13 protein-coding genes are annotated in these 15,850 nt (G+C 60.0%); 4 read left to right on the plus strand and 9 right to left on the minus strand.

The window, feature by feature from the left end:
- Positions 1-3: 3 nt before the first annotated feature.
- Entirely contained in the window at positions 4-888 is an 885-nt protein-coding gene (locus tag CKW20_RS13005; RefSeq protein WP_095053246.1) for a LysR substrate-binding domain-containing protein, read from the minus strand.
- Between the two features lie 158 nt (positions 889-1,046).
- On the opposite strand from CKW20_RS13005, the gene CKW20_RS13010 reads away from it, so the two are divergent.
- Both CKW20_RS13010 and CKW20_RS13015 read left to right on the plus strand, forming a co-directional pair.
- Positions 1,047-4,070: an FAD-binding and (Fe-S)-binding domain-containing protein gene (locus tag CKW20_RS13010; protein WP_095053247.1), complete on the plus strand. Its 3,024-nt coding sequence runs from the start codon at positions 1,047-1,049 to the stop codon at positions 4,068-4,070.
- 117 nt (positions 4,071-4,187) lie between these two features.
- Positions 4,188-4,784: a DUF4157 domain-containing protein gene (locus tag CKW20_RS13015; protein WP_095053248.1), complete on the plus strand. Its 597-nt coding sequence runs from the start codon at positions 4,188-4,190 to the stop codon at positions 4,782-4,784.
- 41 nt (positions 4,785-4,825) lie between these two features.
- Here the strand turns inward: CKW20_RS13015 and CKW20_RS13020 are convergent, their stop codons facing one another.
- The 6 genes from CKW20_RS13020 to CKW20_RS29095 all read right to left on the minus strand — a co-directional run bounded on the left by CKW20_RS13020 (position 4,826) and on the right by CKW20_RS29095 (position 10,588).
- Positions 4,826-5,146, minus strand: a complete 321-nt coding sequence (locus CKW20_RS13020) for an isochorismate lyase (protein ID WP_095053249.1) — start codon at positions 5,144-5,146, stop codon at positions 4,826-4,828.
- 177 nt (positions 5,147-5,323) lie between these two features.
- Positions 5,324-5,686: a hypothetical protein gene (locus CKW20_RS13025; protein WP_095053250.1), complete on the minus strand. Its 363-nt coding sequence runs from the start codon at positions 5,684-5,686 to the stop codon at positions 5,324-5,326.
- 289 nt (positions 5,687-5,975) lie between these two features.
- Positions 5,976-7,415, minus strand: coding sequence for a hypothetical protein (locus tag CKW20_RS13035; protein WP_256585039.1), 1,440 nt, complete (start codon positions 7,413-7,415; stop codon positions 5,976-5,978).
- Positions 7,416-7,492: 77 nt separating this feature from the next.
- On the minus strand, positions 7,493-8,641 hold the full coding sequence (locus CKW20_RS13040) for an iron-containing alcohol dehydrogenase (RefSeq protein WP_095053252.1): 1,149 nt from the start codon (positions 8,639-8,641) through the stop codon (positions 7,493-7,495).
- 188 nt (positions 8,642-8,829) lie between these two features.
- The gene (locus CKW20_RS13045) at positions 8,830-10,203 is read right to left on the minus strand and encodes a sigma-54-dependent Fis family transcriptional regulator (RefSeq protein WP_095053253.1); all 1,374 of its coding nucleotides are present in this window, start codon (positions 10,201-10,203) and stop codon (positions 8,830-8,832) included.
- A gap of 43 nt (positions 10,204-10,246) precedes the next feature.
- Positions 10,247-10,588 (minus strand): hypothetical protein, encoded by a 342-nt coding sequence (locus CKW20_RS29095; protein WP_141228942.1) that lies wholly within the window; start codon positions 10,586-10,588, stop codon positions 10,247-10,249.
- 165 nt (positions 10,589-10,753) lie between these two features.
- On the opposite strand from CKW20_RS29095, the gene CKW20_RS13050 reads away from it, so the two are divergent.
- On the plus strand, positions 10,754-12,085 hold the full coding sequence (locus tag CKW20_RS13050; protein WP_095053254.1) for an MFS transporter: 1,332 nt from the start codon (positions 10,754-10,756) through the stop codon (positions 12,083-12,085).
- Between the two features lie 94 nt (positions 12,086-12,179).
- Here CKW20_RS13050 and CKW20_RS13055 read toward each other — a convergent pair whose 3' ends face one another.
- Complete coding sequence (locus CKW20_RS13055) at positions 12,180-13,214, minus strand: AraC family transcriptional regulator (protein ID WP_095053255.1); 1,035 nt, start codon at positions 13,212-13,214, stop codon at positions 12,180-12,182.
- A gap of 438 nt (positions 13,215-13,652) precedes the next feature.
- Positions 13,653-14,690 (minus strand): AraC family transcriptional regulator, encoded by a 1,038-nt coding sequence (locus CKW20_RS13060; protein WP_095053256.1) that lies wholly within the window; start codon positions 14,688-14,690, stop codon positions 13,653-13,655.
- 111 nt (positions 14,691-14,801) lie between these two features.
- On the opposite strand from CKW20_RS13060, the gene CKW20_RS13065 reads away from it, so the two are divergent.
- The gene (locus CKW20_RS13065) at positions 14,802-15,845 is read left to right on the plus strand and encodes an alpha/beta fold hydrolase (RefSeq protein ID WP_218227999.1); all 1,044 of its coding nucleotides are present in this window, start codon (positions 14,802-14,804) and stop codon (positions 15,843-15,845) included.
- Positions 15,846-15,850 lie beyond the last annotated feature (5 nt).

Genomic DNA, 15,850 nt, shown 5'->3' on the forward strand with positions numbered 1-15,850 from the left:
CATTCATATCTGTTCCAGCAACCAGGTACGGAACGCCATGAGTGACGGTAGCATTTCATTGCGCGGCGGATAGGTCAGGTAGTAACTGCGCTGACTGGCGAAAGGCAGGTCCAGGCTGATCAGCTCTGAGTTGGCCAGCTCGTCGGCCACCAGAATACGCGGCACCAGACCGATACCGATGCCGGCTCTGACGGCCTGGATCAAGTGCGAGGTGAGTTCGAAACTTGGCCCCAGGCGCATCATTCGATGGGGCAAGCCGTGGTGGCTGAACCACTCGCCCCAAACGTTGGGATTGTTCGTGACATTGAGCAGTATCTGTCCACCAATGCGCTCCGGTGTCCAGTCGTCATGGGCCTGGGCCGCTTGCGGCGAAATGATCACCATCATTTCTTCTGCGTGCAGGCGATGGCTGATCAGGCCCGGTAAATCGGCATTGCCGACAATGATCGCGGCATCGATGCCGCTGGTTTCAAAGTCGATGGCGTCGATCCGGGAGTTGATGTGCACCAGCATACCGGGATGGGTTTTGTAGAAGTCATGAAGGCGCGGCAATAACCACTTCGAGCCGAAGGTCGGCAATGTGGCCAGGCGCAACGTGCCGCTGCCTGATTGATAAGCCATTGCCTGCAACGTGGCGCTGCGGATGCGTCCGAGCGCCTCAGTCATTTCCCGCTGATAAAGACGACCGACATCGGTCAACTGCACCTGCCGGCCTTCACGGCGAAACAGCGTCAGGCCCAGTTGCTGTTCCAGCGCCTGGACTTGGCGGCTGACTGCACTTTGAGTCAGTGAGAGTTCCATCGCGGCGCGGGTGTAGCTTTCATGTCGGGCGGCGGCTTCAAAGGCCAGCAGCAACGACATCGAGGGGGTGAGGTGGCGGTAATTCATTCGTAAAAGTCATCGATAGCAGCAGGATTATCCGTTTGTCCGGCACCAGAACCTGCAGGATCATTGGCGCAGCCGACGACCTGAGGCTGAACCATTAATGCTCAGGCGACAAGTGTTTTGATTTTTCCGTGATTAGACCTACAAGAGACCATCCTGCGATGATCGCCCAGTTGACGACCGTTGAACCCGCGGCACAGTACCCGGAATTTCTGCAAGCCCTGCGCGCCAGCGGCTTCCGCGGTCAGCTCAGTGCCGACTATGCCACTCGGACCGTGCTGGCGACCGACAACTCGATTTACCAGCGTTTGCCGCAAGCGGCGGTGTTCCCCCTGGACGCGGACGACATCGTGCGCATCGCTACCTTGATGGCCGAACCACGCTTTCGCCAAATCAAGCTGACCCCGCGGGGCGGCGGCACCGGGACCAACGGCCAGTCATTGACCGATGGCATCGTGGTCGACTTGTCGCGGCACATGAACACGGTTCTGGAAATCAACGTCGCCGAGCGTTGGGTGCGGGTGCAGGCGGGCGTGGTCAAGGACCAGCTCAATGCCGCGCTCAAACCTCATGGGCTGTTCTTCGCCCCGGAGCTGTCGACCTCCAACCGCGCCACCGTGGGCGGCATGATCAACACGGACGCCAGTGGCCAGGGCAGCTGCACCTATGGCAAGACCCGCGATCATGTGCTGGAGCTGCACAGCGTACTGCTCGGCGGTGAGCGCCTGCACAGCCAGCCTCTCTCCGATGCGGAGCTGGAGGCGGTGTGTACGCAGCCCGGCCGCATCGGCGAGGTGTACCGCACCGCGCGGCAGATTCAGGAAACCCAGGCCGACTTGATCGAGTCGGTGTTCCCCAAGCTCAACCGCTGTCTGACCGGTTACGACTTGGCGCACCTGCGCGATGAGCAGGGGCGTTTCAACCTCAATAGCGTGCTCTGCGGTGCAGAAGGATCGTTGGGCTACATTGTCGAAGCCAAGCTCAACGTGCTGCCGATTCCCAAATACTCGGTGTTGGTGAACGTACGCTACGGCAGCTTCATGGATGCGCTGCGCGACGCCAACGCGCTGTTGGCGCACAAGCCGCTGTCCATCGAAACCGTGGACTCCAAGGTGTTGCTGCTGGCGATGAAAGACATTGTCTGGCACAGCGTCGCCGAGTATTTCCCGACCGACGCCGAGCGCGCGACGCTGGGCATCAATCTGGTGGAGTTCAGCGGGGAAGACCTGACGCAAGTGAACGCTCGCGTGGCATCGTTCGTGGAGCATCTGCAGGCCGACACAACGATCGAGCGGCTGGGCCACACGTTGGCCGAAGGTGCCGAAGCAGTGACCCGTGTATACGCCATGCGCAAACGCTCGGTCGGGCTACTGGGCAACGTCGAAGGCGAGATTCGCCCGCAGCCTTTCGTTGAAGACACCGCCGTGCCGCCGGAGAAGTTGGCCGACTACATCGCTGAGTTCCGCGCCTTGCTGGACAGCCATGGTCTGGCCTACGGCATGTTCGGTCACGTCGATGCCGGTGTGTTGCATGTGCGCCCGGCGCTGGACATGAAAGACCCGGCCCAGGCCGCTCTGATCAAACCGATTTCCGATGCCGTGGCCGAGCTGACCCTGCGTTATGGTGGGCTGCTGTGGGGCGAGCACGGCAAGGGTTTACGTTCGGAATATGTTCCTGAGTTTTTTGGCGAACTGTACCCGGCGCTGCAATCGCTCAAGGGCGCGTTCGACCCACACAATCAGCTCAATCCCGGCAAGATCTGCACGCCGCCGGATGCCGCCCAAGGCTTGCTCAAGGTCAACGAAGTGACACTGCGCGGTGATCTGGATCGGCAAATCGACGAGCGCGTCTGGCAAAGTTTCGGCACCGCCGTGCACTGCAACGGTAACGGCGCTTGCTACAACTACGACCCCAACGATGCGATGTGCCCGTCGTGGAAAGCCACCCGTGAACGCCAGCATTCGCCGAAGGGCAGGGCGTCATTGATTCGCGAGTGGTTGCGTCTGCAAGGCGCGGCCAATATTGATGTTCTGGAAGCGGCGCGGGGCAAATTGTCGTGGTTGAGCGGGTTGCCGACGCGGTTGCGCAATAACCTGGCGCGCTCGCGCGGCGAGGCGGATTTCTCCCACGAAGTCTACGACGCGATGGCGGGCTGTCTGGCCTGTAAATCCTGTGCGGGACAATGCCCGGTCAAGGTCAACGTCCCGGAATTCCGCTCGCGTTTTCTGGAGCTGTACCACGGTCGTTATCAACGCCCGATTCGCGACTACCTGATCGGCTCGCTGGAGTTCACCATTCCTTACATGGCCTATGCGCCGGGCCTGTACAACGCGGTAATGGGCTCGAAATGGATGAGCCGCTTGCTTGAGCGACACGTCGGCATGCTCGACAGTCCGCTGATCAACCGCTACGACTTGCAGGCCACGTTGACCCGCTGCAAGGTCGTTGTCGCCAGCGTGCCGGCCCTGCGAGAACTGACGCCTGCTCAACGTGAGCGTAGCGTGGTGCTGGTGCAGGACGCCTTCACTCGTTACTTCGAAACCCCGTTGCTGGCGAGCTTTATCCAGTTGGCGCATCAGTTGGGCTATCGGGTGTTTTTGGCGCCCTATAGCGCCAACGGCAAGCCTTTGCACGTACAGGGCTTCCTCGGCGCATTCGCCAAGGCGGCGATCCGCAACGCCCATCAGCTCAAGGCACTGGCAGACTGCGAAGTACCGCTGGTGGGCCTGGATCCAGCGATGACGCTGGTCTACCGTCAGGAGTATCAAAAAGTACCGGGGCTCAATGATTGCCCGAAAGTCTTGCTCCCTCAGGAGTGGCTCTTCGATGTGTTGCCCGAAAACCCGCATCCCGCTACCCAGACATTCCGTTTGTTGGCGCACTGCACCGAGAAGACCAATGTGCCGGCCAGCACTTCGCAATGGGAAACAGTGTTTGCAAGGCTTGGGCTTAAGCTGGTGACTGAGGCGACCGGCTGTTGTGGCATGTCCGGTACCTACGGCCATGAGGCGCGAAACCAGGACACCTCGCGGACCATTTTCGAGCAGTCATGGGCCGGCAAGCTGGACGCGATGGGTGAAGCACTGGCAACGGGTTACTCCTGCCGCAGTCAGGTAAAGCGCCAGGCCAACAGGCAACTGCGCCACCCATTGGAAGTGGTGTTGGAGCATGCGCGCGCAGAGTAGGGGAGCTTGAGTAACCTTGTGGATCGCCAACGTGTGTTCAGGGCTACGCTAAAGCTATGCGAGTCGTCGATCAATGGTGATCCACTGTTCGCGCTGCGTCCGCCCCTGGAGCGCCCAATGTCGCCCATCACCCCGCGCCTGATGGCGCTGTTTGCTCTTTGCCTGACGCTTGAAGCGCCAGCCCAGACCAACGCCTGCCCAGCTGGCGAGAAACAAGTGTGCCTGGACGGCTGCATCTGCCTGCCAGATCCGGGACAGGTGCTCGGCCCCTTGCCAGATGGCATCTATCAGATCGCGACACCTGCCCTGGCGCTGTGGCTGACCCAGGCCCGCGCTGAAGCAGCCAACGCCGGCCTCCAACCCATTCCACCGCACATCCGGGCGCAACTGCTGCGCTGGTACGACCCCAGCGTCCTCGATACCGCGCGCTACAAAATTAGCGACAACGGCGAATTCAGCACCGCCACTGCCATGCTGCAAAACCCCGATGTCGGTGCCGTGACGCTGATCGACATCATCCTCTTCCGGGACGCTCAAGCCGCAGAACAGAACATCGCGCTCTGGGCTCATGAACTAAAGCATGTGCAGCAGTTTCAAGAATGGGGGGTAGAGGAATTTGCCCAGCGCTATACACAAGATTTCAATGCTGTGGAAGCGCCGGCTTATGCCATACAGGCTGAGGTCAGACGATGGATGCGGGAAGGGACTTACTGAAGGGTCGCGAGGCTGCCTGACAGGCAGCCCGGACACCATAATCAGGTTTCGGCTTGATGGGCCGCCCAGTGTTTCATCTCTTCGGCAATGAAGTGGTTCACCAGATCGCTGTACATCTTCTCGATGGCATCCGGGCTCAGGCCCTCGGCCTCGGCCCACTCGCGACGTGTCGCCAACATCGCCTTGAAACGCTCCGGAGCACGCACCGAAGTCGCCGAGGTCTTGAACTTCGAGGCCGCCAGCACGTAGTGAAAACGCTTGCCCAACAGCTTGATAACGCTCTGATCAAGAGCATCGATCTCACGTCGGATGTCCTCCATGCCTGCGCACTCTGCGGGTTGCAACTGATTGATGACTTCCATGTAAGTGACTCCGTTTGCTGCAGTTGATGAGACGCCAACACGCCGAAACCCCACCCTCGGCTACCTTGGCGAGCATCGACAATAATCCATCTGACGATGCAACTGGGCAAAAAAACGCAAAAAAAACCGGCTGATGAGGCCGGTTCCTTTTTCGAGTGTCGCGGTAAAGCCACTCATTCATGCAGTACGATTTTGAATCAGACGATCCGAACCACCTTCAGCGACGCGGTTTTCGATCAGACGATCCGAACCACCTTCAGCGACGCGGTTTTCGATCAGACGATCCGAACCACCTTCAGCGACGCGGTTTTCGATCAGGCGATCCGAGCCGCCTTCAGCGACGCGGTTCTCAATCAGACGATCCGAACCACCTTCAGCGACGCGGTTTTCGATCAGGCGATCCGAGCCACCTTCAGCGACGCGGTTTTCGATCAGGCGATCCGAACCTCCTTCAGCGACGACCGGGTGAGCAGAGGAAGCGGCGAAAGCGTTAACTGCAAAAACCGAGAAAGCGATGCTGAGGATGATTTGGCGTTTCATGATGGTGTGCTCCGGGGTGTTATTGGTTGGGTATGGAGCGGATGTTACGCCGAGGATTTTTTATGAGAACTTCATTGCGCTGATGGTGACTATCGATGCGAGCGATGGATGCAACGAGCGGGTGAGCGTCGCGTCTACGCCGGGGCAAACGCCTGACCGAGCGCAATCCTCCAAACACCCAATACCCTGTGGGAGCGAGCTTGCTCGCGATGGCGTAGTGTCAGCCAACATCAATGTTTGGATGTGCTGGCCGGCACTACGCCGCGCGCCATGAACGAGGATCGAAGCCTTATTCGACTGTCGCCGTCTCGGCCACACTTTGAACCGTGGCCGGTTTCAACGGCGTCTCGGGCAACGTCTCTGGCGTGTTCAGGTCACGGGCAAAGGTCCTGTCGTTTTCGCCACGGAAAAAGTTCTTGCCGTAGATCAGCAAGCACAACACCACGCCGATGGCGAACGCCCAGCTCGCGCCCTTGATTGCCAGCACCGCGCCGATCACCCCGGCGATACCCAGGTCACGCTGGCTTCGCGCTTCCAGGATGCCCAGACGCACGCTGACATAACCTTGGATCAGCAGGGTCAGGGACAGCGCGACGCCCAGAATCGGTTGCACCAGGGTTACCACTGGCAATAGCAGCAGCCCGGTATTGGTCCCCCAGCGGAATGAGCCGACACCGCCAATGATCGAACCCATTGCCTTCGGCCCACCCTTGAAACGTTCGATGATCACCACCAGCATGGCTGCCCACTTCGGTCCGCACATGGCGACGTCGGGGCCGAAGATGCTCATGATGGCGTTGCGTCCGCCGAAGATCAGGTGCGCGCGGTCCGGGTTGTAGTCGATCTTCTGGTCGGTGCGGATCTGTTCAGCTTCGTCCAGCAGTACCTTGGCGCTGAGCACGTCGCCAAACACGATGATGTACACCGCCAGCACCGTTGGAATTGCCGAGATGAACATCGACAAAGGCGGTATGCCGAGACCGAACACCGTGTAGTGGGTCCACAAACCAATGAAGTCCGGCTGGCTGATGCCCCATTGAATGGTCGGCCACGGCGCCTCGTTGAACAGCGGAGCGATGACCACCGCCAGCAGGACAATCGGCAGGATGCCGAGCTTGGCGAAGTTCCACCAGAACGCGTTCTTCTGCTTGAGTACCTGGAAGTGCTGGGAAAAAATCAGGTAGAACGCCAGGCCCACCGCGATGGAGATCGTCCATGGGAACGCGTCAAACTTGCCACCCACCTGAAACACCGCGATCACTGCACTCAGGCCCGCGCCGACGATGATTCCGGATTTCATGGCCGCCGGTATGTAGGTGAACACGCGTTTCGCCATCCCCGTGGCCCCCAGCGCAATGGAGAACACGCCGAGCATCAATTGAAACGCAATCAAGGCATGGACACGTTCCGGGCCCACCGGAAAGGTTGCGCAATAGGCCATCAACAGCGGCACCGCCGGGGTGATCCAGCCCGGTACGGTCGGGTCGCCGAGCAAGTGGTGGGTGAGGTACAGCAAGCCGTTGAGCATGACCACTGCCAGTGCCACTTCGAATGGCATCCCGAGCAATTCGGTCATCAGCGGGATCGCCGCCAGGTCGACTGCGCACATCAGCAAACCTTGCAGGTAGTCCGGCAACTCGAATTTGTAGTGGATAAACGGCAAGCGCACCTTGAAAGGGCCAAGGGCAATGTACGGACTTTCGTATCGTGATTCAGGGGAACTGGACATAGGCTGCACCTGTTTTATTGATCTTGTAGGTGAGCGCTCGATGAGTCATCGAGCGCTGAACGGTTTGAGGGCGCCAATCAAAACGCCGAGCGATAGATTTTCTCGATATCGACGGCGCTCAGGCGGCGCGGGTTGTTGCGCATCAGGCGCTCGATCTTGCTGGCCTCTTCGGCCATGGCCGGGATGGCGTCCTCAGGAACGTCAAAGGCGCGCAGGCTTTTGGGAATCTCCACCGCCTCACACAGATCGGCCATGGCCTGCACAGTGGCATCGGCGGCTTGCGGGTCGCTCAGGTGGGACACGCGCAGGCCCATCGCTTCGGCGATATCACGGAAACGCTCGACACAAGCCAACTTGTTCCACTGCATCACGTGCGGCAGTAGCAAGGCATTGCTCACGCCATGGGCGATGTTGAAGCGACCGCCCAACGGGTAGGCCAACGCATGCACCGCGCCGACGCCGGCATTGCCAAAGGCCATGCCGCCCATGAGGCTGCCGGTGGCCATGTCTTCGCGAGCTTGCAGGTCGGCCGGGTTGGCATAAGCCTTGGGCAGGGCCTTGGCGATCAATTTGATGGCGCCCAGTGCCAGTGCGTCGGTGATCGGCGAGCGATTGACCGACAGATAAGCTTCGATGGCGTGAACCAGGGCATCCACGCCACTGGCGGCGGTGACGCTGCGCGGACAGGTCAGGGTCATGGCCGGGCTGACCAGGGCGACATCCGGCAGCAGGTAGTCGCTGACGATGCCCTTTTTCAGTTGCGCTTGCTTGTCGGAAAAGATCGCGACGCTAGTCACTTCCGAGCCGGTGCCGGCGGTGGTCGGAATGGCGATGAGGGCAGGGCCCTTTTGCTTGACCAGGTCGACGCCGAACAAGTCGGCCAACGGGCCGTCATGCCCGGCGAAGGCCGCGACGCCTTTGGCGATGTCAATGGCGCTGCCGCCTCCGAGGCCGATCAGGCCGTCATAGCCGCCTTCGTGGAATGCGCGGGTGCAGTCTTCAACGATGGCGATCTCGGGTTCAGGCTTGACCTGATCAAAGATGCCGTAACGCCGACCTCCCAGTTGCGCAAGGGCAAGGTCTACCGTGCCGGACTTGACCAGCACCACATCAGTGACGATGAGCGGAAAGTTGATATTCAGGCGGGTGAGTTCAACGGATAGCTGCTCGATGGCGGCTTCTCCGGTAATCAGTCGATTGGCGATTTTGAACGCTGAGGCAGTCATCGGCTCGTCCTATGTAGTTGTTGTTTGCGCAAGGGCGTGTCAACTGGACATAGCGAATGGCGTGCCAGAATGCGCAAAGCCCCGGATGGCGGGGCTTTGCGGGAAACAGGCGGGATTAATGCAGGGGAGTTGTGATCAGGATCCTGATCGCCTGGGGGCTGTTTTATCCAAATACTAATCAAACGTTGTCAGTCAGAGTGTTCCCAGCGTTTCATTTTTTGCACCACGGTGGCCTGGCTCACACCCAAGGCCTTCGCCGCCAGGCGAGTGGTCTTGTGCAAGCGCAGTGCCGCGCGAATCGCTGTGCGTTCGGCGTTCTCGACAATCTTGCGCAGCGGCAGGCGGCCCTGGTCGGTGTCCTGCGGGCTGAGGTTGAGTATCTCTTCGGGCAGATCCAGCGCCTCGATGGTGTCGCCCAGGGTGGTCACCACCAGCCGCTCCACCACGTTGATCAACTCACGGATATTGCCTGGCCAGGCGTACTCACACAGCAAGTCGAGCGCTTCCAGGCTCCACTGCACCTGGCGTGCGTAACGGCCGTTGCAGGTCTCCAGGTAGAAATGCAACAGCGCCGGGATTTCCTCACTCCGCTCGCGCAGGGCGGGAATGTGGATGGGGACGACGTTGAGTCGGTAGTACAGGTCCGCGCGGAACAGCCCCTGTGCCACCCGCTGTTTGAGGTCATGATGGGTGGCGCTGATGATCCGCACGTCCACTTCCTTGAGCTCCAGCCCGCCAACCGGAATGAAGCGATTTTCTTCGATCACCTTAAGCAACTTGACCTGGACCGCCAACGGCAGATCGCCAATTTCGTCCAGAAACAACGTCCCGTGGTGGGCCAGTTCGAGCAGACCGCGCTTGCCTTTTGGCCCGGCGCCGGTAAAGGCACCGGGGACATAGCCAAACAGTTCGGCCTCAATGAGATTTTCCGGCAGTGCACCGCAATTGAGTGCCAGAAACGGCTCCTTGGCACGGGGGCCGGCATTGTGGATGTATTGCGCGACCAGGGTCTTGCCGACTCCTGTTTCGCCTTGCAGCAGCACCTTCACCGAACTGCTGGCCACCTGGCGCGCCAGGGCGAAGACCCGGCCGGAAACTTTTTGGTCCGCCACGGGCAGGGAGTTCAACAGTTCGTCGCGTTGACCGGCATGCAATTGCGCGGTGCTGTTGCGCAGTTGTTTGAGCTGATGCAGTTCGTCACGCTCATGCTTCATGCGCAATAACTCGGTCATGTCGCGTACGGTGCTGACCACGTAACGGATGCGTTTGACGCTGTCGAAGATCGGTGTTGCGCTGACCAACAGCTTTTTCCCGTGACTCACGCTCTGCATTACCGAAACGGGCAAGCCTTCGCGTAAAACCCGCAGGGTGGCGGACTGAGAGATCGTCCCTTCATTGACCAGCACTTGCATGGAGCGCCCCACCAGTTCGGCACTGTTGAGGCCGGTCAAGCGTTCGTAGGCCTTGTTGACCTTGAGTGTGTTGCCATCGCCGTCGGTGATGTAGACGCCGTCGTGCAGGGCGTCCAACAGTTCTTCGAAACTTGCGTCATTGACGTTCATGCAGGAATCCAGGACGGCATAGTGGGGTGTTTGAAGCGCTAGTTTAATGCGCCACCCCGGTCATGTTCGATCGATTGCTGCGGTTTTTCAGCCAGGCCGCTATCGCAGCGATGAAGATCGGCACGATCAGCAGGATGAACAATTGCTCCGGGTTCCATTTCAAGCCCGGCAGCAGACCACCGCCATACGCGCCGAACACCGCCCCCGAACCGCGGTTAGTTCTTCGCGGATGAACAGCGCCGGGTGTCCCGATATTCTCCTGTCCCAGCATCACAATATTGTGTCCTGAAAAGCTGAGTGCAAGACGCCCTCTGAGGACTACCTTCAAGCCGACTACTGAAAATAGATGGAGGTAGAAAGTGGATGCACTCACTGCAATGCGCATTGGTCAATCCTGACCGCCGAACCCCTGCTCAAGAACGTTCTGCCGGGCAACAACATGACCCTGGCCATGTAGATGCACTTCCGTGCGGGCCTTGAAGACACCATCGCTCGCCGTCCGGCTACACGCTTGATAACAACAATAAAATAAAGACTTCGAGGAGGCTGCATGGCCTTTCACCCAATCGCCGCCGACGATGACGACGCTGGTTGCGTCAGCGTTTCGCGCCAATATGCCTGGATCGTTTTTGCACTGACGTTCGGCCTGTTGATTTCCGATTACATGTCGCGTCAGGTGCTGAACGCGGTGTTCCCGTTGCTCAAGACCGAGTGGGCGTTGAGCGACGGACAGCTCGGCCTGCTCAGTGGCATCGTTGCCCTGATGGTGGGCCTGCTGACGTTTCCCCTGTCGTTGCTGGCCGACCGTTTCGGCCGGGTCAAGAGCCTGGCGCTGATGGCGTTGCTGTGGAGTGTGGCCACCCTGGGTTGCGCGCTGGCGCAGGATTACCAGCAGATGTTCATCGCGCGGTTCATGGTCGGCGTCGGCGAAGCCGCCTACGGCAGCGTCGGCATCGCCGTGGTGATCTCGGTATTCCCTAAACATATGCGCGCCACCCTGACCAGTGCCTTCATGGCCGGCGGTTTGTTCGGTGCTGTTTTAGGGATGGCCCTGGGCGGCGCCATCGCGGCCAAGCTGGGCTGGCGCTGGTCGTTCGCCGGCATGTCGTTGTTTGGCCTGGTGCTGGCGATGCTTTATCCGCTCATCGTCAAGGAAGCAAGGATTGCGCCGCCACCTGTCGCGCAAATGGCGAACAAGGCAGCGGTGGCGGTCAAGCGTCCGCTACGCACGCTCTGGTCCAGCCGTTCGGTGGTCTCGACCTACATCGCCAGCGGTTTGCAGTTGTTCGTCGGCGGTACGGTAATGGTGTGGATTCCCAGCTACCTCAATCGCTACTACGACATGCCCACCGACAAGGCCGGTGGCATCGCGGCAGGCATCGTGCTGTGCAGCGGTGTGGGGATGATTGTGTGCGGCGTGCTCAGCGATCGCCTGTGTCGGCACTCGCCGGAGCGCAAGGTCAGCCTGGCCATTGGTTTCTGCCTGGGCAGTTGCCTGTTGCTGTCGTCAGCCTTTGCCTTGCAAGCGGGGCCGGTGCAATTGGCGCTGATCTGCCTGGGCATGTTGATTGCCACCGGCACTACAGGCCCCAGCGGCGCGATGGTTGCCAACCTGACCCATTACTCGGTGCACGGTACGGCGTTCGCCACGCTGACCCTGGCCAACAACCTGCTGGGGCTGGCGCCTGGGCCGTTCATCACCGGCCGGGTGTCGGACCTCATCGGTCTGCATGCCGCGTTTCAACTGGTGCCATTGATCAGCCTCGTGGCGGCGGCGGTGTTCTTTTATGCCAAGTGCCACTACCACAAAGACATTGCCCGCCTTCAGGGGCAGAGCGTTCCTGAGTCCATCAGCGAAGTCGGGTTGGAGGTGAAATTGTGAGTCGTCGTTGACATCCCGACCTGTGCCACAAACACTTTTTTTGCGGCGACTGTAGGCGACTGTACCAGCAGTCGCCGTTTTTTTTGCCGTGTGTTCAGAATGACTTGGAGGCGGCAGCGTCCGAACCGGACTGTTTCTGCGCGCTGCGCCACACCGCCGGCGGCATGCCGAACTGGCTGATGAACCAGCGGGTAAAGGAGCTCGCCATGGAGAAGCCGAACATGTCGGCAATGTGGCTCATCGAGTGGTTCGGGTTTTCCAGATAACGCAGTACCAAGGCGCGGCGCACATCGTTGATCAGGTCGCTGAAGGCACAGCCGTGGTCCTTGAGGCGACGTTGCAGGGTGCGCACGTTCATCCCCTGGGATTGGGCGATCTGCTCGATGGTGGCGCGGCCCATGGGTAACAGCAGGTAGATGGCCTTGCGCACTTCGAACAGCATCGAGTTGCTTTCGGGGCTTTGCAGCGAGTCAAGGTAGCTCTGTGCATGACGGGCCATGGTCGGGTCGGCATTGAGATTGATCATGTCGAGGCAGGCGGCAGGGCAAACGATGCCATTGAACTCGCTGCCGAATTCCAGGTTGCAACCGAACACGCGCCGATGCGGGTACAGGTTGTCTGGCGGCTGGTGCATGAAGTTGACGCTGTAAGGGCGCCAGTGCGAGCCGAGCAGGGCCGAGCACAGACCGAACGTCACGCCGATGGCCAGTTCCGTAGCCTGGCGCCTGGGCATCGGCGACTCGGTGACCATCTCTTCACGAATGATCACCATTTTGCCGCTCTCTTCAACGAAGATGGCCAGCGAGTCGTTCATCAGATGACGGTAGCGCACCATGACCTGCAACGCTTCGCGCAGGGTGCGTTGATGATTGAGCAGCAGGCTGACCACGCCGAAGTCCGAAAGCTGGCGCGACTCGGCCATGCTCAGGCCGAAGGTCTGGCAACCGCTGGCGGCGGCCGTATCTTCCAGCAGACGCACGGCGGCATCGATGGGGATGCGGGATTCGGGGGCTTGCAGCTGAGCCTTGTTCAGGCCTGCGACTGCCATGACGTCGTGCGGGTTGAATCCCAGGTCCTGGGTAACTTCCAGGTATTTGGTCAAAACGGCGGCGCGAACAAGCGTGGGCATGTGTAGGACTTCCCTCGGCCGATGGTGACGTTTCATTGACGATGTGTTGCGCGATCAGGCGCTGTTCTGATGACGTTTGTGCTGCTCCCGGGGCGATCCCGGTGGAGGACTGCAAGTAGCGCGATCAGATTCAGGATCGTATTTTTTGCATCACCATCGAATTGGTTGCTGGACTCGAATTCACAAACCGCTGGAGCCATCAAGGATCCAGGATTCTGGGCGGTAAACGTGTATCCGGTGGATGTTGTGGCCCCCATCAACGGAACAGGGGCCACTGACCCATAGTAGGTTGCACGAGAGCGATGCAATGGGCGTTGCGGGACAGAATCTTCGCGTATTGGGACGCTGGCGGCGGGATGGCGGGGGCAGAAACGTCGGGTATGGCAGTTCAGGCCAAATGGCTGGCCAGCAGGTTGGAGTTGCCCATGAACCTGTTTTTTATTCAGGCGATAGGGGCCCGGATGCCGCCTTGCTCTCTCGGTAGGAGACGGCCCAAGCCGAGGGTGTCTTGCCAAAACGGCTGCGGAACCAGCGCGAAAAGTCACCGGCAGAGGAAAATCCGAGGAGTTCGGCGACCTCATACAATCGGCGCTTGCTGTTGGCCAGATACTCTTCGGCAAGTTCGGCGCGTACCGCATTGATGATCGTCGTGACACTCTCTCCCTCGGCCGCCAAGTGTCGGTTAAGGGTGCGTCGGTGCATCCCAAGATGCTGGGCCACGCCATCGACAGAGCACAGTCCGCTTGGCAGCAGCATCCTGACGATCTGGCGTACCCGCTGCGCCGGTTCGTCGCGCAGGTTGGCCAACTGCATGTCCAGCGATCGCTTCACCTCGCGATGCAATGCGGGGTCGGCCGTGGGAATGGGCATGTCCAGATCGCGCCGACGGCAAACGATGGCATTGAATTCCTGGGAAAACTCGATAGTTGTACCCAACACGCGGTGGTGCACTTCAAGGCTGGAAGGTCGGTCGTGAGTAAAGCTGACCCTTACCGGCCGGAAGGTATGGCCGCTCAGAACGCTCAACATCCGAAGCATTATGCCGGTTGCCTGTTCAATCGCCTGGCGCCAGACGCCATGATGGCCCTGCATATTCACACCCACATGCAGCAGGGTCAGTTCGCCTACATCCTCGAGCCACAATTGCACACCGGCGTTATGCAGGCGCGTATAGCGGAAGCAAGATTGCAAAGCTGCGCGAAGCGTTGGCTCTTCGCGGATGAGTAGCGCGAGCATGCCAAAGTTGGAAAGGTGTCTGGTTTCCGCGAGCAACAGTCCGAAGGCCTCCTGGCCGGACAGACGGGCTGACTCCTCCAGCAGCCAACCTACCGAATCGCTGCTGATCATGATGTTCGGATCGTCGAGGACACTGGCCGGTAGCCTGGTCATGCGCAGCATGCGAAATGGATCGAGCCCCACTGAACGGGCAACCTGCTCAAAGTCGGTAAGGCTGGCGCTTCGCGTCAAGGTATACATGCTTGGCCTCGTGTCCCAGTTTCACCAGATTGTGTCCTGAGAAGCTTAGTGCAGGACAGCCGCTCAGGGCTACCTTCACGCCGACAATGACAACAAAGATGGAGGTAGATGATGGACACGCGCACCGCTACAGGTATCGGTCACCCGCTCGCGGCAAGGGCACAGGTGGACGCCGATGACCCCGATGCATTCAACCACTGCTTTGCCGAACTCAACGGCATTCGCATGCATTACATCGACGAGGGGCAAGGGCCTCTCGTCATCCTGCTGCACGGTTTTCCTTATCTTTGGTACATGTGGCGGCACCAGATCGCGGTGTTGGCCGAGGCCGGCTATCGAGTTGTGGTCCCTGATCAACGGGGGTTTGGCCAAACCGATCGGCCCGATGCCATTGAAGCCTATGACATGAGTCAGGCCGTCGGCGACATGGTGGGCTTGATGGCGACACTGGGCGAAACATCCGCGGTGATCATCGGGCACGACCTGGGCGCCTGGGTGGCCCAGGCGGCGGCCATGCTGCGGCCGGATCTGTTCCGTGGCCTGGTGATGCTCAATACGCCGGTGCCACCGCGCGGCAAGGTCAAGCCGACTGTAGGTTTGCAGGCAATGGCAAAGGGCAGGGTGTATCACCACCTGTATTTCCAGCAGCTCGACAAGCCGGACCGCGAGTTGGCCAGCGATCCGCGCAAGACCTTGCGCAGCGTCTTCTACTCGATCTCCGGCAGCGCTGTAGGGGCTGAACGCTGGCGCCTGTTCGTCGAGCCTGGTGAGCCCATTCTCAACGCGTTCACTGAGCCGAAGGGCGAGTTCCCGTCGTGGCTGAGCGCACGGGCGCTCGACTACTACGTCACTGAATACACGCGCACTGGGTTTACCGGTGCTTTGAACTACTACCGCTGTCGCGACCGGAACTGGGAGATCACCGCGTTTCTCGACGGTGCGCTGGTGCGCCAGCCGAGCCTGTTCATTGGTGGTGCCGCCGACCCTTCGCTGGAGCCGGTCGAAATCCGTGCGCTCTACGAACAGCTCGACACTTATCTACCCGGGCTGCAGAAGAAGGTCTTGCTACCCGGCGTGGGCCACAGCGCCGCGGAAGAAAGCGTCGATCAAGTCAATGAGTTGCTCCTGACGTTTCTCGAGCAACTGGAGCGCTAGAAACG

The organism is Pseudomonas sp. Irchel s3b2 (assembly GCF_900187445.1).
In the GTDB taxonomy this organism is placed as follows: Bacteria; Pseudomonadota; Gammaproteobacteria; order Pseudomonadales; family Pseudomonadaceae; genus Aquipseudomonas.

Bases quoted from the DNA above. Each gene is read 5' to 3' on its own strand.
- CKW20_RS13005 (WP_095053246.1), bottom strand. From the start codon at position 888: ATGAATTACCGCCACCTCACCCCCTCGATGTCGTTGCTGCTGGCCTTT.
- CKW20_RS13010 (WP_095053247.1), top strand. From the start codon at position 1,047: ATGATCGCCCAGTTGACGACCGTTGAACCCGCGGCACAGTACCCGGAA.
- CKW20_RS13015 (WP_095053248.1), top strand. From the start codon at position 4,188: ATGTCGCCCATCACCCCGCGCCTGATGGCGCTGTTTGCTCTTTGCCTG.
- CKW20_RS13020 (WP_095053249.1), bottom strand. From the start codon at position 5,146: ATGGAAGTCATCAATCAGTTGCAACCCGCAGAGTGCGCAGGCATGGAG.
- CKW20_RS13025 (WP_095053250.1), bottom strand. From the start codon at position 5,686: ATGAAACGCCAAATCATCCTCAGCATCGCTTTCTCGGTTTTTGCAGTT.
- CKW20_RS13035 (WP_256585039.1), bottom strand. From the start codon at position 7,415: ATGTCCAGTTCCCCTGAATCACGATACGAAAGTCCGTACATTGCCCTT.
- CKW20_RS13040 (WP_095053252.1), bottom strand. From the start codon at position 8,641: ATGACTGCCTCAGCGTTCAAAATCGCCAATCGACTGATTACCGGAGAA.
- CKW20_RS13045 (WP_095053253.1), bottom strand. From the start codon at position 10,203: ATGAACGTCAATGACGCAAGTTTCGAAGAACTGTTGGACGCCCTGCAC.
- CKW20_RS29095 (WP_141228942.1), bottom strand. From the start codon at position 10,588: ATGCGCATTGCAGTGAGTGCATCCACTTTCTACCTCCATCTATTTTCA.
- CKW20_RS13050 (WP_095053254.1), top strand. From the start codon at position 10,754: ATGGCCTTTCACCCAATCGCCGCCGACGATGACGACGCTGGTTGCGTC.
- CKW20_RS13055 (WP_095053255.1), bottom strand. From the start codon at position 13,214: ATGCCCACGCTTGTTCGCGCCGCCGTTTTGACCAAATACCTGGAAGTT.
- CKW20_RS13060 (WP_095053256.1), bottom strand. From the start codon at position 14,690: ATGTATACCTTGACGCGAAGCGCCAGCCTTACCGACTTTGAGCAGGTT.
- CKW20_RS13065 (WP_218227999.1), top strand. From the start codon at position 14,802: ATGGACACGCGCACCGCTACAGGTATCGGTCACCCGCTCGCGGCAAGG.